This is a genomic window from Oceanobacillus sp. FSL K6-0251 (assembly GCF_038004725.1).
In the GTDB taxonomy this organism is placed as follows: Bacteria; Bacillota; Bacilli; order Bacillales; family Amphibacillaceae; genus Oceanobacillus; species Oceanobacillus oncorhynchi.
In genome coordinates, this window is the sequence record NZ_JBBORS010000001.1 from 4,335,261 (window position 1) to 4,355,901 (window position 20,641).

18 protein-coding genes are annotated in these 20,641 nt (G+C 38.9%); 7 read left to right on the plus strand and 11 right to left on the minus strand.

Features of this window, described 5'->3' with window-relative positions; all coding sequences use genetic code 11:
- The 4 genes from MKY45_RS21160 to MKY45_RS21175 all read left to right on the plus strand — a co-directional run bounded on the left by MKY45_RS21160 (position 1) and on the right by MKY45_RS21175 (position 5,020).
- A complete protein-coding gene (locus MKY45_RS21160; RefSeq protein WP_256705253.1) occupies positions 1 to 1,230 on the plus strand; it encodes an ABC transporter permease in 1,230 nt (409 codons plus the stop codon).
- Between the two features lie 470 nt (positions 1,231 to 1,700).
- Entirely contained in the window at positions 1,701 to 2,243 is a 543-nt protein-coding gene (locus tag MKY45_RS21165) for a flavodoxin family protein (protein ID WP_042529265.1), read from the plus strand.
- A gap of 239 nt (positions 2,244 to 2,482) precedes the next feature.
- Positions 2,483 to 3,637 (plus strand): N-acetylmuramoyl-L-alanine amidase, encoded by a 1,155-nt coding sequence (locus MKY45_RS21170; RefSeq protein ID WP_042529262.1) that lies wholly within the window; start codon positions 2,483 to 2,485, stop codon positions 3,635 to 3,637.
- A 123-nt stretch (positions 3,638 to 3,760) separates the two neighbouring features.
- Entirely contained in the window at positions 3,761 to 5,020 is a 1,260-nt protein-coding gene (locus MKY45_RS21175) for a hypothetical protein (protein WP_193064788.1), read from the plus strand.
- Positions 5,021 to 5,110: 90 nt separating this feature from the next.
- Here MKY45_RS21175 and MKY45_RS21180 read toward each other — a convergent pair whose 3' ends face one another.
- The 5 genes from MKY45_RS21180 to MKY45_RS21200 all read right to left on the minus strand — a co-directional run bounded on the left by MKY45_RS21180 (position 5,111) and on the right by MKY45_RS21200 (position 11,718).
- On the minus strand, positions 5,111 to 6,154 hold the full coding sequence (locus tag MKY45_RS21180; protein ID WP_042529258.1) for a ribonucleotide-diphosphate reductase subunit beta: 1,044 nt from the start codon (positions 6,152 to 6,154) through the stop codon (positions 5,111 to 5,113).
- On the minus strand, positions 6,135 to 6,581 hold the full coding sequence (locus tag MKY45_RS21185; RefSeq protein ID WP_042529256.1) for a flavodoxin: 447 nt from the start codon (positions 6,579 to 6,581) through the stop codon (positions 6,135 to 6,137). Before MKY45_RS21185 ends, MKY45_RS21180 begins: the two co-directional genes overlap by 20 nt.
- Entirely contained in the window at positions 6,566 to 8,794 is a 2,229-nt protein-coding gene (locus MKY45_RS21190) for a ribonucleoside-diphosphate reductase subunit alpha (protein WP_042529254.1), read from the minus strand. The genes MKY45_RS21185 and MKY45_RS21190 overlap by 16 nt, the downstream gene beginning before the upstream one ends.
- Before the next feature lie 1,220 nt (positions 8,795 to 10,014).
- Entirely contained in the window at positions 10,015 to 10,539 is a 525-nt protein-coding gene (locus MKY45_RS21195) for a hypothetical protein (RefSeq protein WP_042529252.1), read from the minus strand.
- A gap of 12 nt (positions 10,540 to 10,551) precedes the next feature.
- Positions 10,552 to 11,718: a ParM/StbA family protein gene (locus MKY45_RS21200; protein WP_042529250.1), complete on the minus strand. Its 1,167-nt coding sequence runs from the start codon at positions 11,716 to 11,718 to the stop codon at positions 10,552 to 10,554.
- Between the two features lie 603 nt (positions 11,719 to 12,321).
- Between MKY45_RS21200 and MKY45_RS21205 the strand changes: the two genes are divergently transcribed.
- A complete protein-coding gene (locus tag MKY45_RS21205; RefSeq protein WP_042529248.1) occupies positions 12,322 to 13,569 on the plus strand; it encodes a GGDEF domain-containing protein in 1,248 nt (415 codons plus the stop codon).
- Between the two features lie 157 nt (positions 13,570 to 13,726).
- Positions 13,727 to 14,932, plus strand: a complete 1,206-nt coding sequence (locus MKY45_RS21210; protein ID WP_341172375.1) for an ISL3 family transposase — start codon at positions 13,727 to 13,729, stop codon at positions 14,930 to 14,932.
- Positions 14,933 to 15,025: 93 nt separating this feature from the next.
- On the opposite strand, the gene MKY45_RS21215 is transcribed toward MKY45_RS21210, so the two are convergent.
- Both MKY45_RS21215 and rlmN read right to left on the minus strand, forming a co-directional pair.
- On the minus strand, positions 15,026 to 15,511 hold the full coding sequence (locus tag MKY45_RS21215) for a GNAT family N-acetyltransferase (RefSeq protein WP_226895110.1): 486 nt from the start codon (positions 15,509 to 15,511) through the stop codon (positions 15,026 to 15,028).
- An 84-nt stretch (positions 15,512 to 15,595) separates the two neighbouring features.
- Positions 15,596 to 16,663 (minus strand): 23S rRNA (adenine(2503)-C(2))-methyltransferase RlmN, encoded by a 1,068-nt coding sequence (gene rlmN / locus MKY45_RS21220; protein WP_042529247.1) that lies wholly within the window; start codon positions 16,661 to 16,663, stop codon positions 15,596 to 15,598.
- A gap of 298 nt (positions 16,664 to 16,961) precedes the next feature.
- Between rlmN and MKY45_RS21225 the strand changes: the two genes are divergently transcribed.
- The gene (locus MKY45_RS21225; protein WP_042529245.1) at positions 16,962 to 17,981 is read left to right on the plus strand and encodes an LLM class flavin-dependent oxidoreductase; all 1,020 of its coding nucleotides are present in this window, start codon (positions 16,962 to 16,964) and stop codon (positions 17,979 to 17,981) included.
- A 124-nt stretch (positions 17,982 to 18,105) separates the two neighbouring features.
- Here the strand turns inward: MKY45_RS21225 and MKY45_RS21230 are convergent, their stop codons facing one another.
- The 4 genes from MKY45_RS21230 to MKY45_RS21245 form a co-directional block, all read right to left on the minus strand.
- The gene (locus MKY45_RS21230; RefSeq protein WP_042529243.1) at positions 18,106 to 19,344 is read right to left on the minus strand and encodes a cytochrome P450; all 1,239 of its coding nucleotides are present in this window, start codon (positions 19,342 to 19,344) and stop codon (positions 18,106 to 18,108) included.
- A 113-nt stretch (positions 19,345 to 19,457) separates the two neighbouring features.
- Positions 19,458 to 19,853, minus strand: a complete 396-nt coding sequence (locus tag MKY45_RS21235) for a Na+/H+ antiporter subunit G (RefSeq protein WP_244882410.1) — start codon at positions 19,851 to 19,853, stop codon at positions 19,458 to 19,460.
- Between the two features lie 19 nt (positions 19,854 to 19,872).
- Positions 19,873 to 20,157, minus strand: a complete 285-nt coding sequence (locus MKY45_RS21240; protein WP_042529239.1) for a Na(+)/H(+) antiporter subunit F1 — start codon at positions 20,155 to 20,157, stop codon at positions 19,873 to 19,875.
- A complete protein-coding gene (locus MKY45_RS21245) occupies positions 20,157 to 20,639 on the minus strand; it encodes a Na+/H+ antiporter subunit E (protein ID WP_341173380.1) in 483 nt (160 codons plus the stop codon). The genes MKY45_RS21240 and MKY45_RS21245 overlap by 1 nt, the downstream gene beginning before the upstream one ends.
- Positions 20,640 to 20,641: the final 2 nt, after the last annotated feature.

The window sequence follows — 20,641 nt, forward strand, 5'->3', positions numbered from 1 at the left end:
ATGCAGAACTCGCTGAAAGTAGCAAAATGGGAAATAAAACGAAATTTAAAAAATAAAACATTTGTCATTGGATTATTTATTACACCGGCTTTATTTATTTTATTCTTCTTCCTCGCCTCTTTATTTTCTTCAGATTCAGATGAAGCTGAAAATATGACAGTCTATGTAAATGATGACATAGGAATATATGAAGACATCGAGGCGATTAATGAAGAACGTGATTTTGGCTGGGAGCTTCACCCTACTGATACATTAAAATCCGAAGTAACAGAAGTGAATGAGCCTTATACAGCGTATCTGTTTATTAATGAGCAGTCCTTGGAGGAGAACCGAATTGCCACTTATACAAGCGAGGAAGCTGATCCATTATTTCCTGGGCAATTACAGGCGTTAAGCGGACCAGTCCAGGTAATGAAAGCGAAAGACTCTGGTCTCAGTGAACGGGAAATAAACCAGCTGCTTGAGCCTGTGTCCTTTGCAGAGGGCACCCATCAGGATGAAGCAGCGACAAGCGAAGGCAGTGCGATTGCTTCCCTGGAGGATCCTTGGGAAAGTATCCTGCCAGGTGTTTTTGCCGGGGTAATTATGCTTTCCATCACTTTTACAGGGATGGCTATTTTTCAAAGTGCTTCCCAAGAGAAAAAAGATAAGATTGCAGAAATTATTTTATCCTCTCTAACACCATCCGAGCTGATGCAGGGGAAAATTATCGGTTATTTTATCTTAGGTCTTATTCAAGTTACAGTCTATATTGCGGTCCTGCTGCCATTTATTATCTGGCAGACAGATATCCCGATTTTAGAATACCTGCTTGTTCCAAGAACGCTTCTATTTGTATTTATCGCTCTTTTGAGTTATCTGATGTTTGCAGCCATTTTCGTCGGTGTCGGCGCAACCATGTCGGATGTGTCCAGTGCTGGTAATCTGCAAGGGTTTGTAATGATGCTTCCATTTTTGCCATTTATCATTATTGGACCGGTAATCAGTAATCCGGATGGTATCCTTGCTACCGTGAGCACCTACATTCCATTCACAGCACCTTCTGTATTGCTCATGCGGTTGACCATGCTGGATGATTGGCCTTGGATAGAAATTATGATTGCCTTTGCTGTGATTATTTTAAGTATCCTTCTTTTTATGAAGATTGCCGGAAAAATTTTCAAAGTCGGAATTCTTTTATATGGAAAGAACGCCACACCAAAAGAGATCTGGAAATGGATTCGTATGTAGAAGCTAATTTCGAGTTCACCACCATGGCAGCACCCTTTTTCAACGCTAGAACGGAATGCAGCCGATTCTAATTAAGAAAGAAATATCACGCGATGATAAAACAGAGACAGAAGCAGTTCATCCTGCTCTCCTGCCTCTGTTTTTTTCGTTCATGCATACACTGACAAGGTCATACATATTCTTTATCATATTGCTTTTTTAAGTGAAAATCTAAAAATCTTCATACTAAATAAATGATAGAATCACTTCCATTCATTGCAAGCTGCTATCTTTAATTCCTCTCCCCCGCTTCTTCATTTATCATGGAGAACTGCCCGTAACCCCCGCCTCACCATAAAGAGTGAATTTAAATTTATTCAAGCGGGAGAGAACAGATATGGACTCCCTGAATCACTCAGGCTAATTCAGCTGGAGAGGAGCAACAACTCCTGCTGCATGAAGTTTCGTTTTATTATAGAAGGAGGATGTTTATGAGTACGATTGTGTTCCATGGATCCACCCGTAAAAACAGTAATACAGAAATATTAACCTATGAAGCTGTCCCTAAAAATCAGGGCACGCACGTTTATTTACGTGATTATATTATTCATCCCATCATTGACCAAAGACATGACAGAAATGGATTCACACCAGTAAATGATGATCATACAAAGCTTATTGATATGCTTTTAGAACATGATACACTTGTTTTTGCCACCCCTATTTATTGGTATAGTATGTCTGCCCTTATGAAGCTGTTTATTGATCGATGGTCACAAATCTTAAGAGATTCCGATTATCCTGATTTCAGAGAAAAACTGTCTCAAAAGAAGGTATATCTAATTATTGTTGGCGGTGACAACCCATTTATTAAAGGACTGCCGCTTATTCAGCAATTTCAATATATATGTGACTTTTATAAAATGCACTTTGCAGGATATGTAATTGGAAAAGCCAGTAAACCCGGTGACATATTATATGATAAAAAAGCTTTTAAAGCTGCTTCCACCCTGCTTTCTTTTACGGATGACTAAGTTTACAATCCTTACCGATTGATGTCTGCAACGGATATTTATCAATCATATATAAATAATTCCCTTAATGAGAGAATTATTATTATTTTCCCAAAATAACTACTTAATCCTAAATGAATCTAAAAATGCTAGTCTTATTTAATTATTTTTTCCTTTCCAGGTTTAAACTCTTCTATGTTTAGGCTATTCTATTAGTATCCAATCATGTAATTCATTTTAGTCATCTAGAGGAGGATTCAATGGAAAAGAAAACAAAGAAGATTTATCTATTGGCTGCAATATTATTTATACTTAGTTTTTTCTTGCCGAATGCAAGCTTGGCAAATGGCGACAGTTATGAAGTAAGTTCTGCTGTGTTAAACATCCGAAGCGAGCCGTCTAACGATGCGTCTCTGGTTGGTCAGTTTACAAAGGGAGATAAGGTGAATGCGTTTGACGAACAGCATGGTTGGGTTCAAACTTATTATGGCGGTGAACCTGTATGGGTCGCCAAACACCATCTGATTTCAACTGGCGACTCGAGTCAGGAAGCAGCTCCAGCTGCAGAAGAAACAGTAAATGAGGAACCGGCTGCAGAGCCCGCTGTAAATTCTTCCGGGTCAGTGACTGTTTCTGCTGACAGCATTTATGTCCGGTCCGGCCCGAGCACATCAGATACCATTATTTCCTATGCTTATCAGGGAGATTCCTTTGATGTCAACGCTGCTTCAGGAGATTGGATTGAGATTTCCTTAGGCAACGGCGAAACAGGATGGATTGCTTCCTGGCTGACAACGGACGGAAGCAGCAATGAAGAAGCAACAGAAAATACTGCTCCAACTGTCGAAGCAGCTCAGACACAGTCCAGCAGCTCTGGTTCTCTATCCGGACACACCATTGTCATTGACCCTGGTCATGGCGGGAAAGATCCGGGAGCCATCGGATTAAATAATATCTATGAAAAAGATGTTGTCACCTCTACAGCAGATTATGTTGTGCAGCAGCTGGAAGAAGCCGGAGCAAATGTAATCGTGACCCGAAATGGTGATTATTTTGTTTCATTAGATGAAAGAGCACGAATCAGTAACAGCTATAATACCGATGCTTTTATCAGTTTACATTATGATAGTTTCTCTGCTGTGCCAGTGAGCGGAGTAACAACTTATTACAATTCTGATTCTGACACTGCTTTAGCCAGCTCACTTAACAGCACTCTGTCTTCTACTGTTTCTCTGCCATCCAGAGGCACACAACAGGCGGGATATAAAGTGCTCGAAAACACAAATGCGCCATCTGTGCTGATTGAACTTGGCTATATTACCAATCCGCATGACCTGACCGTTGTGCAGACGGGTGACTATCAATCTAGCGTAGCCCGCGCAATTACCAATGGACTTATTAATCATTTAAATTAATTAGGATGAAACGGCTTCGAAAATACTTCGAAGCCGTTTTTTCATGCTGATGCATTTCTTTAGAATGAGAAGATAGCATGTTATACTTTAATCAATCTATAAGTCAAAAAGCGAGGTATACCTATGCATCCTGCTGCAAAACAAATAATTGAAACAACACGTGAACAATTTCAACTGACTGATTTTTATTTAGAAAGCTATGATTTCCTTCCACATGAAGCGAATCAGATTCATTTAAGTATGACCTGGATTCCAAACGGCTTAGCAATAACCGATGATTTAAACCCAAATGGAACTGTCGTAATAGCTGTGGATATCAAATCTAAAAAACTGACCGAAATTATTTTTGTAGGGAAAGAAAACCGGTTGTCTGCTGAATTATTTCCACAAGTGGATAACATGGAATCAATGATTGAATGGATAGAAGAGCAGACTCAATTAGAATATGGCAGACAGTTTAAGCTTGTAAATGAAACAAAAGAAAAAATCGTTTTCCACGCTGCTGTGGATAATATCAGACTTTTTCCTGGAGGAACAGTCACGATTTCTTTTAATGAAGAAGGAATGTTATCAAGCTTTTACGTACATGGAATGTTTGCAGATGAATCACAAATTCAATGGGAGCCCTTTAATTTAGTAGATGAGGTTATCTACCCTTTGGCAATGCAGCATTGTAAGCTTATTGAAGTCCCAGACGAATCGACTGCTGCTTGGAAGCCATACTATGTTATATCCAGTTTCCTTGTTTCCAATCAAAATCCGGATACTATTATCTATTTCGATCAAGTAGAGAATAATCTTTCTTATACCCCTCTTGATACAATTTTAACTTGGGAGGAGCCTTCTACAGAGAAATTCGAGAAAAAGGAAATCGATTTAAAACATGTATTTACCGAAGAAGAAGCTTTTCAAAAGGAAAAAGTCACCGATAATAACCTGCCTATTCCAGATGATACCGCAGAGAAAATGGTGATTGAAATCACGAATATGCTGCAGAAGGAGTTTCCAAATGACAGCGGTCGTTGGCGCTTAACTTCTGTAAAACGGGAACGAGGCTATTTATTAGCAAGGTTGGATCCTGCAACACCTACACCAAGGGTTCTTTATCCATCCTTGAAGCTGTTAATTCATCCAGAAACATTACAAGTTGATAATTACGTGGATACAGAGGCGCTATTGGATGCTTTTGATTTCCTTGCAGATGCGGAGGCCGTAAAAGTGGATGTCGAAGCAGCTGCCGGACATTTATGCGAGCATATCGAAGTAGAACCTGTATATGTTTATGATAATCAAACGAAAATGTATCAATTATGCGGAAAGGTAACAAGCGGTTCCTATGCTATCGATGCCGTTACAGGAGAACTATCCACGATAGATGAGTAATGTTGTGAATAAGTTATAACTTTATCCACAGGTTATCTTTCTGAAATACGAAAGAAGCTTTTACGCTATATAACGTAAAAGCTTCTTTTCTTATAAGTCATCAAAACCATTTAAATCACTAGTTTTCGTATATTGACGTGATTTCTGTTCAAAGAAATCCGTTTTTGTTCCATCGACGTTATCCACATATGCACGAATCCATTTCATAGGATTATCCACATGTTCTGGATAAAGTTCTTCTAATCCCATCATACGCAGCATTTTATTAGCACGGTATTTGACATAGCCATCCAGCTCATCCATATCAATTCCTTCCACACCCGCAAGCGCGTAATGTGACCATTCTAATTCTAATTCAACAGATTGATGGAAATGGTCATAAACCCATTGAATGAATTCTTTATTATTATGTTCCGGGTTCTCAGCTAAGGTGGCACGGAACAATTCTGTAATAAAGCGGCCATGCTCCAATTCATCACGGTTGATATAGCTGATCATCGTGGAGGTCCCTACCATTTTATTCTGTCTCGCCAAATTATAGAAGAAAGCAAATCCAGAATAGAAAAACATTCCTTCTAACAGTGAAGTATATACTAATGTTTTAAGGATATTTTCTATTGTCGGATTTTCCACAAACGTATTATATTGCTCTGTTAACAGTTCGTTCCGTTTCATCAATAATTCATCTGTTCTTCCTAATTGGAATGATTCATTCTGTTCATTCCAGGAAACGACAGAGGATAGAACATAAGAATAACTTTCATTATGCACTGCTTCCTGTTGCGCGATAACCGCCATAATTGATTGGACAGAAGCATCTGTTGCATAGAGTGAAATCAACAATGCTGTTCTTGTTTGCGGTGCGTCTAATGTGGATAACAGCCCAATTATTTTCAAATACGCATCCTGCTCTTCTTCAGACAGGGTAGGAAACTGTTTTACGTCACTAGACATATTTATTTCATCGGCCTGCCAATAGTTTCCGACAAGTCGTTTATATATTTTATACCAATGTGGATAAGCAATATCATTCCAATTTAGAATGCCACTTGATTGGCCTCCAAATACGCCGGTTGACTTATTTGGAAAACGCGGTTCTAACGTTTTAGCACGCTCAAGCGTAACTTTTTGCATGATTCAGCACTCCTTCTAACCACTGTTCAATCTTATTCTCCTGTGATCCACGCGGCGATTGTTCGATTTTAAGAGCCGGATAACTGCTTCCATAAAAATGGGCTAATTTATCTGCTGCTTTGCAAAACAAATCATCCCCGCCAAATTGTGTATCTCCAGTTCCGAAAATAACCATATTTTCAGGTTTATATCCTACTTCCAAAACAAAATCCTTTACCTCATCTGGTGTAGCTCCTCTTTCCCAAGTGAAGGTACCCAAAAATACAAGGTCGTAATCAGCAGGATCGCTGAGTGCATCGATGCCGATTCGATGCCACTCAACTGTTATCCCTTCTTTATTTAAATAATCCCCAATATACGCAGCAACCTCTTCTGTATTACCACTGTAGCTTAAATACGCAATGAGAATCCTCAACTTTGACACCACTCACACTCTTCGACATCGTTGGATGTGGAACGGACATAATACGTCGTTTTTAATCCTTCATTCCATGCCTGTAAGTGTAAGTCGAGTAATACAGATGCGCGAATTGTATTCGGTACATAAATATTAAATGATAAACTTTGATCAATATGACGCTGGCGTTTTGCATTCTGGCTCACAGAATAACGCTGGTCTACAATATACGCAGAACGGCGATAAATATTATACGTGTTATGGTCTAAAGCCGGTGCTGTAACAGGTATTTTAAAATCCTTCTTTTCTTCATGATAGAACACTTGGAAAATCGGATCGATACTTGCTGTCGAACCAGCAATCATCGCCGTTGTAGAATTCGGTGCAACAGCCATTAAATAACCATTACGGATACCATTCTCTTTGACTTCTTCTTTTAATGCAGTCCATTTAGAGTCAGTATAGCCTTTTTGGTCAAAATAAGCACCTGTGCTCCATTTACTTCCTTCGTAAACAGAATACGCACCTTTTTCTTTACTTAGCTCCATACTGCTTTTAATCGTTAAATAAGCGATATTTTCGTAAAGCTCATCCGCATATTGAACAGCTTCTTCTGTTTCCCAGCCGATTCCTTTTAGCGCAAGAAGATGATGCCACCCAAACGTTCCTAGACCAATAGCGCGGTATTTTTGGTTTGTAATGGTTGCCTGCATGATCGGCAGTGTATTAATATCGATCACATTATCCAGCATTCTTACCTGAATCGGTATCAGACGCTCTAATACATCATTGGAAACAGCTCTTCCAAGGTTCACCGAGCTCAAATTACAAACCACATAGTCTCCAGCCTGATATTTTCTTACAATGGTATTTTCACTTTCTAAAAACTCTTCAACAAATTCAGTGGGTGACTGATTTTGTGTAATTTCTGTACACAGGTTCGAGCAATAAATCAAACCTTCATGTGAATTTGCATTTTGACGGTTTACTTCATCACGGTAGAACATGAAAGGCGTGCCAGATTCTAACTGAGAACGCATCAAACGCTTCATAATTTCAATCGCCGGTACTTTTTCTTTTGATAAATCTTCATTTGCGACACATTCTTCGTATTTTTGACGCCATGAACCATTTCCTTTTTCTTCATCATAAAAGTCCTCTAGAGAATAGCCCATTACCTGACGTACTTCATGCGGATCAAATAAATACCAATCGCCGCGGTTTTCAACCTGTTCCATAAAGTAGTCCGGCAAGCATACGCCAGTGAAGATATCATGCGCACGCATGCGATCATCCCCATTGTTAAGCTTCAAATCAAGGAATGATTCGATATCACGATGCCATACATCTAAATAAATCGCAATCGCACCTTTACGGGTTCCAAGCTGATCCACGCTGACTGCTGTATTGTTTAACTGTTTGATCCATGGCACAACACCGCTGGACATTCCTTTAAATCCTTTGATTGAGCTGCCCCGTGCACGAATTTTACCCATGTAAACACCGATTCCGCCGCCGTTTTTAGAAAGCTTGGCAATATCGGTATTACTGTCATAAATCGCCTGCAGGCTGTCATCTACAGTATCAATAAAGCAGCTGGAAAGCTGGCCATGTGTTTTTCCGGCATTGGTTAAGGTTGGTGTTGCTACAGTCATATATAAATTACTCAACGCCCAGTAAGCTTCCTGAATATATTCCACCCGTTTATTTTGCGGTTCATCCTGCATTAGGTGCATCGCAATAATCAGCCAGCGCTCCTGAGGAAGCTCAAATACACGCTTCTGATGATCCGTTGCTAAATACCGTGTAGCAATGGTATAAATCCCTAAATAATTAAATAATCTATCTCTTTCCGGTACAATCAGGCTTCCAATTTGATCAATTTCTTCTTTTGAGTATTTTTCCAGAAATGAAGGTGTATAAATGCCTTCATCGGTTAACATGTTAATTAAATGATAAAAGGAACCATATTTTTCTCTTTCGTCATAGCCGCGGTTGGCAGCAGCTTCTTTATATAAATTCTCCACGTAAATTCGTGCAGCTGCATACGTCCAATCCGGATTTGCTTCATCTATATTTTCAAGGGCTGTCTGAATAATGGTATCATTCACTTTCGTACTGGAAGTAACCCCCTGTGTCTGCTTTTCTGCTTTTTGAAACCAAGCATCAGCATCTACTTTCAAACCTTCTGATGCACGATTGATTTTTTCTTGAATCGATGTCGGATTAATAATAATGGTCATTTTTATGCCTCCTATAATCATATGTATCTATTTAAAATCAATTTATTTATCATAATAAAAATAAACTTATACTCTTCCAACGGCTTTACTGCTTATTTCTCCAAAATAATAAGCGTCTTGTGAGGTAAATCTGCTGATGAATGAAATGATGAAAAGTAATCTGTTATCCGTACTATATATAGTAGATTACTCCATTTTAAATACAATCAGTTGATGGAGGAAACCAAGGTTACAGCAGGCTTCACCATTTCAGCAATTCAGACATTACCTTGACAAGACACAATATGTAGTGCTAAACGTTTTTCGTTTCGCCTATATCTTGTATTAAACACTATCATAGATTATTCAACTACGCAAGATTTTAATTCGAGATAGGATGTTATAACTAAAATCTGTTTTTGTCCAAAAAAACAGCTGATTTCTGCACTATCTGCTTAAAATAACAAAGGGAAAACAACGTATGGTTAACGTTATTTTTTGAACTGTTCATACTTTCGATTCATTTATCATGATGCGAATAAGTTTTTTTAATTGAATATAACATGATATATTTAGTTGAAATAAAGATTTTAGCTTCTATATTGCACTCTGGAAATACGCTACGCCAGTTAGAGTGCCTCTTTATAGAAAAAATTTATTTTGTCAGATGCAAAAGATAGTTTAAATAATTAAACTTAAATGGACAGATATACAATTTCAATCAAAAATAAAATCCGCTATTTTTTATTAAACTCAAGTTCTCATTATAGCTTAATTTAATAGAAATAAAAGTATTTAGAAACGATTTTTATTGGCAATTTTTTATCCACATTCACCCCTGTGGATAATGTGTAGATAACCAAAAAGTTATCCTTTAGATTTCCACAGGATTATCCCCAGATATGCATAAACAAAAGCGGGTTTTATGAGAGCAAAAAAATCAAGAATACTACCTGGTCTTTAAAATATCGGTATTTTAGCCGAGCAGGCGTCCGCTCCCACCTAAGAAGAAATATAAGTGCGACTATGCTTCTGTCTGCGCCTGTCGGCTTGCCAATCAGCAAATAATCTTCTTTAAAGTAGATGAGTTCGAGGCCTATGAAAAGCGCAGTGTATTTCCGGGGTCTAAGATTACTCTCCCTATGAAACCTGTTGGAGTGGCAATATTCAGCATTTTTTATATACTTTCTTACTCTTATAAAAAAAGAACAGCTCCATATTTCATGGCAGCTGTTCCTTTTTTATTTATTCATACTTGAAAAGAAGTCACCTAATGGGTCGGGTTCTTCTTCCTCTTTCTCCTCTTCTTCAGCAGGATGAATCATTAAATCACCTGCACTTAAATCGTCCATACTCCAATCTTCCTGAAGGCTTTCTTCCTCTATTTCCGGTACAGTGCTGCTTGGTTCTTCTATCTCTTTAAATAGAGTTTCCACTCCGCTGTTCATAGAAGTTAATAGTGCCGTTGCCCGCATAGGATCGGATAATAATTGATATAGAATCGTCCCGATCAGAGCTTCTGAGTGCTCATGCTTTAACCAGCTTTTTTGTTCCTTTGTCAGCTGTCGGGGGAGCGGAATCGTAACCGTCTCCTTTTCCCTTACTGTCATTTCATTGACACCCTTTAGAACGAAGCTCGCAATTTTACTGGAGAAGTTTCTCCGTTCGGTTTCCTTCAATTGCTGCAGTTGTCTTAGTAAGTAGTCAGGAGTATCTGAAGGAATTCGAAATGTGATTGTTTGTCCTCTTTCGATATTCTTTCCCATAGAATAATCACCTTACTTCGTTTTCGTAGTCTTCTCTTCCTTCTCAACCTTTTCGTTCTTCTGCACAAAATCGGTAATTAATTTATAATACGCATTAGCCATCATCCAGATGCTTTCATTCTCATCTTCAAAGAATTCAATATTGTAGCCTTCCAGCTTATTATTGATCGCTTTGATGTAATCTTTCAGCACCGCAGAGCCGCCGCCGACAAAATAGCAAATTTCTGTCTGGGAATTCCTGCTCCATACGTTCCGCAAATAACGATATTCTTTCTTAGCAAGCTCCAACAGAATATGATCTGTTATATCATGGACATTCGTGCGGCTTCCTTTGACCATAATATGATTACGATTATTTTTTCTGGTGATAATATCCACGACATCTCTTCTGCTGTCCAGTTCTACACCGTGTTTTGATCTGATTTCTTCACGAATTTGTTCTAATGATTCGGAAACACCGATATTAAAACCTTGTGCTTTATCGTCATCCACATTTCTATTGCGAATAACAGCAATATCTGTGGATAAACCGCCAATATCTTGAATTAAAATTTGTTTGTCAATTAATTCCTTGTTGATAACTTTTAAGTCATTATCCATAATTAAATTGACGTATGCAGCAAAACCTTCCGGATATACTTTTACTTCATCAAATTTAATATTTACTTTTTTCCCCTGATGCTTTGGAGTAACTAAAAATTCTATCTGATGCACAGAGCCTAATAGACGGGAACGATAACCCACGTCTTTTCCTTCTTTTACTTCTCTAAGCGGTAATCCTGTACCTAATGTATAAAGCGCATCATAAACACCGTTTTTCTCTTTAAATACTTCACTTGATACAGCATCTAATGCTAATGAAGCCAGTAACATAACTAATGTCTGATCCTCTTCTGATTTACTGCTTCCTGGATCAAGTTCCTGAGAGTTGGTTGTTTTTGTAGCCAGATTACCTACTCTGTAAACAAGGTTATTTTCGGATAAGGCAGGGGAATGGATACGGATATGAATATTATCCAGTACTTCCTTCGTATCTAATTCTTCAATTCCAATAACGGGTCTGTCTTCTAGATCAGGAGCTACCACATTGGGTATGTAGTATTCATTTTCTAATTTACCAAAATTCCCCTTTAAGGCATCATTTCCAACATCAATTGCTGCAATTCTTGACTTTGTCATTTTCATTCTCCTTTCAAAATTACGTTTCTTCTATATAATACAACATAAAACGAATGAGCAATCTATCTAGACTTCCATTCTATCTAATAGTTATCTTCTTCGATAAACTATAACTCTAGCATAAACACATCCTCTCCATTCTTCAAGTGTTTTAGCGAAATGTTTACATGTTTGTTTTCTTGTACACTTCAATAAAACCTGTCAAATCAATTTATACACAAAAATGTTTACAAGTAAACATTTTTGTACTCATTGTAAACAATATTGTTTTTTTGTGTACATAATTGTTTACTGATGTTTTCTACCCGTGGCTCTCCCCTGTTTTTACAAAATCAAAATTAATACTTGTTAAATATTACAATTTTCTATAAAATATAACTGCATACATATGAATATTACTGACTTAGAATAAGTAAATATTTGTATTTTATAATCGGTGGGGAAAGTAAAAACATCGTTTATTTACTTATATTTATTTAAACTTACGCAGCTATGATTTTACTTGCCATATAATTAGGTCTAATTCACCGCTTCTTTTTTACTTGGAGTATCAGGCCGGTGGAAAATCCAATTACTATTCTTTGAAATGGAGAGGTTCTTATAATGGTCCGATTATACCTGCGTATAGTGATCCTATCGGTTTTTACCATAGCTGCTTTGCTTTCAGTCAGCTATGGTACCTTGCTTCTGGATGTAAACTCTTATATTTTGATTTATTCTATCTACCTTTTCTTTTCTATCCTTTTTGTCCATTTAAGGACACTTGTTAAGGCCGGAAAAATGAATATTGATTATAGTATTTCCTATAGCTTTTCCTTCGTTTTATTAGCAGGTCCATTAGGCTTATTTCTATTTGAAATTGCAAATCGATTTTATGTGTATTTTCATCGGAAAATCACCGGTACAGCAGATGAGGACGAACTGCTGCATACCTTTTATAATATTGGTGCGCCGACATTATTCTGTACGATTGGATTCTATGGTTTTCACACTATATACCCTGCTGTACAGGGCCTCCCCTTCTCGTTCTGGCTGGTTGTATTCTTGTTAATTATTTTAATGGACGTTATTTCTTCCTGTTTTTTAATATTAATCATGCTTGTTACTAAAAATATACATTCGAAACAGGAAGCATTTGAATTTATTACCGGGCGAAGCATGATTGATTTGCTTAAAACAGCTTTGACAAACGGGCTGCTTTTCACATTTATATCCGAAGGGCAATGGGAAGCAGTGATTGCTATTTTCCTATTGAGTTATATCGTAGGACGCGCAGGGATATTTCATACCAAGCTTTTACTCCAAAAACAGGAAAGCGAACGATTTAAAAAAATGGCCTATACCGATTTTCTGACGAATATTTATAATCGGACCTATCTGAATAAAGTAATGCAGGAGTTAGACGAGAAGGAAGAAGACATCGCCCTGATTATTGGTGATATCGATGCTTTTAAATCTATCAATGATACGTTTAATCATGTTGTCGGCGACAATGTCATCCGACACTTCGCCCAAATACTGCAGAATAGCATAGATTCCTGTGATTATGTATTTCGCACGGGCGGAGAGGAATTTACCATCATTCTACGGAATAAAAACTATGAAGATTGCCAGTCTTTTCTAAATGAACTTAGGGATACTATTTTGGCTGCCCCTGCCCAGACAGAATTCCGGTCTGAAGCTGTCAGCATCCCTTATACCGCCTCATTTGGAATGTATTATATCCATAATGATCGTCTGACGGAGCTTAAGAATGCTTATTTACAAGCTGATGAATTGCTGTTAAAGGCAAAAAACAGCGGGAAAAATCGGATTATTTCTATGGATGGCAGGTTAAATAACAAGAAATAACGTATTACTTTGTGCACCAAGCATAAGAGGCTCTATACTGAATGTGGTGGTGTCCTCCGTTCCATCGCCAGATGGAACGGAGGCAAAAAAATACACTCCTTTTCCTCTCTCTGATAACCTTGAGTTGTCGAGACAAAAGGAATGGGAGAGGAAAAGAGTGCATCATCATTTTATCACAGAGTTATTAGGAATAAAAGATTCTCATGTAAATGTCTGGGATCTCAGAGAAGAAGAAAGTCATTTCGTTGCGGAGTTATTCACGAAACCGCGCATGCAGAAATGTCCGTTTTGTGGAGAAAGAACCAAACGGATTCATGGTTACCGTTGGCAAAGCATTCAAGGGCCTGCTTTTACGACAAAAGAAGTTCATATTTCATTACGGAAAAGGCGTTACATTTGTGTGTCCTGTCATCGCACCTTTTATGAACGGCTTCAGATGATACACCGTTATCAACGGTGTATAGCAAGTGTTCAGACCACAGCGATGAAGCATGCAGCGGTGAGTTCCTTTCGTACGGCAGCACTGGTAACTGGTGTAACAGTGAATCGTGTTTTACGGTGGTTTGATCGGAAGGAGCTAACCTCCAGTAAAGTGTTACCTCGAGTCATTGCGATTGATGAATTTAAAGGCGATGCGGATGGAGAGAGGTTTCAATTGAATGTGGTCGATGTGGAGAATAGAAGAATCATCGATATCTTACCTGATCGAAAAGTAGAAACGATTGAGAAGTATCTAAAGTCATGTGATACAGGTAAAGTAGAAATGGTTGTGATGGATTTATCTCAAGCGTTTAAACAAGCCATTCGAAAAGCATTGGGCAATCCCCTGATTATCGCTGACCGTTTCCACTTCATGCGTCAGGTCTATTGGGCTTTGGATGAGGTGCGCCGTGAAGTTCAAAAGGAGCTTCCTAAAAAAGATCGGCTTCGAATGAAACGCTCCAAGAAACTTCTTTGGAAATCATGGGCAGCCTGTTCGGATGATCAGAAGAAAAAAGTACAGCAATTAGTAGAAATAGATGCCCGTTTAAAAGAAGCCTATGATTTAAAACAAGCGTTAGATACGTGGTTTAAAGAAAGTGATGCATACAATGTAACTTCCGGTTTAGAAGTATGTCTGGAAAAGTTAGAGGCATCCACATTAGAAGGATTTCATCGTGTCGCACGTACATTTAAAAGATGGCACCAGGAAATTCTGCATTCTTTTATGTATCCTTATAATAATGGCTACATAGAAGGAGTCAATAATACGATTAAAGTATTGAAACGATTATCTTATGGAATTAAAAATTTTGAACGAATGAGAAAGAAAATTCTATGGCAACAAGAGGTCAAGCTTGTGCTGAAGCAAGCTTATAAATAAAGAGGTGGAGGAATGTTTTTCCACCACCACATTTGACATAGAACCGCATAAGAAAGGGCAGCTTCGTTAAAATTGAACGAAGCTGCCCTTTCTCTATAATACCTTGATATACCACCGGTCCATAGCCGAGTGTTCGCTTCCTTCCAAAGGTTTCTCCAAGGATTGAAAGCCATATTTTTCATATAAACTGCTCGCCGCCTCCAATTCATGTCTTGTTTCTAAATAGCATTGTTTAAAATGCACAGAAGCATAGTCCAGAGCCGTTTTCATCAGCTTCCGGGATAAACCCTTGCCTTGAGCTGAAGGAGCCAAATAAAGCTTCTGCAGCTCACAAATAGACTGCTTTTCATTATATATACCTATACCAACACCGCCAACGACTTCCCCATCCAGCTCCATTACCCAATATTTATCCTTTGGCCGTGCTTGATAATAAGAGCTTAGCTCAGCAAGCTGCGGGTCTGTATAAGCTGTCCCTTCATGATCGAGATGATGTTTTTCTAAGGAGCGCTTAATAATCGCTTCCATCGCTTTATCATCCTTTGCTTCGATTTCTCTGATGAGAACTGATTTATCCAATACATAACTCCTCCCCCGGCTATCCTGCCCTATTTATAAAGAAAGAAGCTGCCCTGTCTCAGAGCAAGCTCCTTTCACTGTATATTAAACTGCTTTTGTCTTTTTAATTTGCTTACTGCGTAATTGACCGCAGGCTGCATCAATATCCGCACCATTCTCCCAGCGGACACCGCATTGAATTCCTTCTGCCTTCAATGTTTCATAAAAGGCCTGGATATTCTCTGAACTGCTGCGCTGATAATCTATATGCTCATCGACCGTATTATATGGAATCAGATTCACGTAAGCTAAATGGCGGTGGTTCCTGATCAGCTTAGCCAGTTCCAATGCTTCCTTCTTGTGATCATTGACATCATGAAGCATGATATACTCATACGTAATCCGGCGATTCTTTTTCTCTAAATAGTAATCCACAGCCTTCATCAGTTTTTCAATTGGGAAGGCACGGTTGATTTTCATAATTTGTGTACGTAATTCATTATTTGGAGCGTGTAAAGAAATAGCCAAATTGACTTGTATCGGATCATCTGCAAATTCATACATTTTATGTGCCAGTCCACTTGTCGAAACCGTAATATGACGTGCACCGATATTTAATCCGCCATCATCATTCACAATGTATAGGAAATCCATTAAATTCTTATAGTTATCCAGCGGCTCGCCAATTCCCATCACTACAATATGGCTGACACGCTCTTCTTCCCCGCGCTCATCCATATGCTTTTGTACATTCATAATCTGCTCGACGATTTCCCCACTGTTTAAATCACGGCTCTTACGCAGCAGCCCGCTTGCACAGAAAGAGCAGCCAATATTACATCCTACCTGTGTTGTCACACAGACAGATAATCCATAATTAAAACGCATCAGGACCGTCTCAATCACATTGCCATCTGCCAGCTTGAATAAAAATTTAATCGTTCCATCCTTTGACTCCTGGCGAATTTCTTCAGCCATTGTATGCAGGACAAAATTTTCCTTTAAAAGATCTATCGTTGACTGATTGACATTATTCATATCTTCAAAGCGGTCAATCCGTTTTTTATATAACCAGTTCCACACTTGCTCAGCACGAAAACGTTTTTCACCATGTTCCATTAACCACGACTGCAATTGTTCATATGTTAATCCGTAAATAGATGAATGACTCATCAAAAATACCCTCATTTCATTTTTTCTGCTTTCCCTATATTACTTGATTACGACCAGGTTAGCAAATAGTTTTCACATTCTTTTCATTAGATGAATCAAGAAAATCACTTGGTTTTTAAAACACCGGATGTTCTTGCCAAGGAGATGTCCGCTGCGACGATATTTGATAGGACGAGTAAACGCAGTCCCCTCCCCTGAATGAAGAGGCAAAAAGTAACTTCTTCTGACGCCATAAGTTTAAACATTGGACGCTGCCCTAAGAAACCTTTATCATTTTTATTAGTGAAGGAGGGGTTTAATGGATACTCAATCATACAAAAAGTTTCAAAATATACCTTTATCTGTACTCGATCTCGCACCAATTATCGAAGAAGGAGATGCTAAACAGGCATTTCAGGAAAGTGTCCGTTTAGCACAGCATGTTGAAAAACTGGGATTTCACCGCTATTGGTTTGCAGAACACCATAACATGAAAGGAATCTCAAGCTCAGCAACCTCTTTATTGATCGGCCATATTGCCGGGCACACCAACTCCATCCGTGTCGGTTCAGGCGGAATCATGCTGCCAAATCATGCCAGTCTGGTCATTGCAGAGCAATTTGGCACACTGGAATCCCTTTATCCGAATCGGATAGACTTAGGATTAGGCCGTGCACCCGGAAGTGACCAGGCAACCGCTTTTGCCCTGCGTCGCACCCTTCATGCCGGCCCCGAGGAATTTCCGATGCAAGTCAATGAATTGCAGGATTATTTTTCAAGCAATCCAGTTTCCCGAGTAAAGGCAATACCTGGACAGGGCTTAGATATTCCGATTTGGCTGCTTGGTTCCAGCGATTTTAGTGCACGATTAGCGGCGGAAAAAGGCTTGCCATTTTCATTTGCCAGCCATTTTGCACCTGCATATACCGTTCCTGCATTAGAGCTTTATCGTGAGCGGTTCCAGCCGTCTGAAGCGCTTGATAAACCGTATGCAATGGTTGCAGTCAATGTCATTGCAGCAGATACTGATGAAGAAGCAGCTTATTTGGCTACCTCTCATCAGATGCAATTCTTAAATCTGCGAAAAGGAATAGAATCTAAACTGCAGCCGCCCGTTGAGAACATGGATGCCGTCTGGTCTCCAGCAGAAAAAGCTGCTGTACAAGAGTCTTTAAGTCCGAAGACAACTATTATCGGCAACAAAGAAACTGTCCGTAAAGGGTTAGAAGCATTCCGTAAAGAAACAGATGCAGATGAAATTATAATCACCTCACAGATCTACGGTATTAAGGAAAGACTTTATTCCTATTCTATCGTAGGCGAATTGATGAGTGAATAATAGATAACGTCAGCCAGCTTGATCAAGAAGTTATTTCTTGTTCAAGCTGGCTTTTTATCGCAATGCAATTGACCGTGAAAAATGTATTTTATTACATCACTGTCCGAGTCAATAAAAACCGCCTTTACATATCCTCTACAAAAGATTGATGGTAAAAATCCAGCGGCATGCCATTTTTTGGCCGTGCCGGAATTTCCGTGCCACTGCAGGTGAAGGTCTGATTCGGAGCTATCCAATCGGTCCGCAGGAGATAAGACAAGCTAACCTTCATGAGCTGCATTGTTATATTCTCATTCGCAGAAGCGAGCTCTTTCGCCGCCCCTTCTCCAAAGTCAGGTAAAATATCTAAAAATCGATCCGGCTGAAATAAGTCCGGCTGAAGCCACTTATCAGGATGATGATTAGCGCCATGTATATCAAATAACACCAATTGATTTTTATCAAAAAACATATCCTTCCAAAAAAGCTGCTCCTGTGTCTTTGCTACGGCAAAAGGTGTGATAGAGTAGTAACGGATAACCTCATGGATAAAGCAGTCAACATATTGATGATCTACTTGCAGCCGATCCCTTAACCCCGGATTTTCAAGCAGTGCTATTTGGCAAAAGACGACCCATCTGCTGGAAGCTGCAAAAGTCCGGATAAGCAATAATAATTCTTGAACCACTTTCCCTGTCTGTAAAATTTGACCTGATTCATCTTCATACCAAGCCAGTTTGGATAGTATCTTTTCTTCATCGACATGGATTCTGCCCGCTCTCAGCTGACGTACTAAAAAGACAAGCCACTTTTCCATTCTATTTTTCGCTTGTTTTCTTTTCCAGCGATTGAATCCATACTTTGAAAATAATTGAACAAACTCCTGAATATCCGTGGTACGCTGCTTTAGATTATTTGCACGAATCGGAATCCCCAGCCAGTTACATACAGCAATTACCCACATCTCTTCCATTTCCGTAACAAAATCAATAGACGGGTTTATTTTCCACGCTTCTATTCTTTCTTCCCAGCGCTGTCGGATAATTGCCTCCAATTCTTCCCGCTTTTCTGCCGAGAAAACTTCTTGAAACCAGGCTTTCTCCTGATGATGATTGATATCTGCCAGATAAAATAAACCATTTTCTTCCCTAAGCAGGCTGGTGGACAATTCAAAAATACTTTTCTCAGGCTTAAACTTAGCCGTGTCCTTTACTAAATCTGCTGCTTCCTCCGCTCGCAGCATCACCAGCTTTCTTCCAAATATACGCGAACCGATAACGTCTTCCTGATACTCGTTCATTCGTTTAGAAAAATAAAAATAACCGTCTCTTAAAAAATCGATGGTATGATCCATTCCTTTATCTTGCACGATTGGTTTCACCATTTTCAAACCCCCTATGTACTTCTCTATCCTACTTCCCTCTTCAACGCTCTTAAAAACCTGTCTCCCTTTTAAAAGTATGCACCGTTATCTTAGAATTATAAACAAAGAGCACTCTATTCAGAATGCTCTTTGTCTGCTTTCTTTTCGTCTTCTATAATGACTTCTCCAGTTTCACTGCGCTCTTTTTCCGCCTCTTCTTTTACTTTATCTGTCACTTCTTTCAATTCATCCTCCACAGTCGTATCAGCCATTTTTACATTCGCCCGGTAAGCCGCACGTGTGATAAGATGCCCTGCAACTGGAGCAGTTAAGAACACAAAAGCAATTCCGAGCAGCAGCCGGACACTGTAAAATCCTTGATTGGAAGCAAAATAAATAAATGCTCCAAGAAGGGTCAATAATACAGCAAGTGTAGAACTTTTTGTACCAGCGTGGGAACGTGTAAAAACATCCGGCAGACGAATAATTCCTATCGCACTGATTAATGCCATAATCGATCCGGCAAGCATAAATAGAGCAGCAATAAATTCAATCGTCGCGTCGATATTCAAGAATGACCCCCCTCTCAATATATTTCGAGAAGGCAATGGTACTGATAAAAGCCAGGATAGCTAAAATCAAGATAACTTCTAAAAATGCAGTGGTTGTCAGCATAACTGATATAATAGCTATGGAGGATACGAGTGTCACACCAACCATATCTAAAGCAACGATACGGTCAGGCAGACTCGGGCCAATAATAATACGAATCACGCTGATACAAATCGATATTCCATAAAACGTTAAAGCAATCGTCAGCATTCCTTGAATCATTAGCGTGTCACCTCCATAATCGCTTTTTCAAAGTTATCAATGGACTTTAACAGGATATCTTTTGACTCTTCCACGTCCATCGCATGAATATAAAATGCATCTCCATCATCTGTCACTTCAATAACAACAGAACCTGGAGTTAATGTTAATAATAGTGCTAAAGCCGTAATTTCCCAATCTCCGTGTAAGACTGTTTCGTATTTAAACAGCCCTGGCTTAATCGAAAGTTTCGGTTTTAAAATTTGCCCAAGAACGAGCTTTGACGACATAATAAGCTCTCTCGTAAAGATAAATATCAGTTTTATTAGCGCTATAAAGCGAGAAAGATAAAATCGTTCTCCAAAAAATCGATGCATTAAAAACACAATACCAATCCCAACGAGATAACCTGCGACAAATGTTGTAAATCGAAGTTCGGATTCATCATTAATCAGGGTCCATAATACAGCAATAAACACATTCAATAAAAACTGTGCCGGCATTC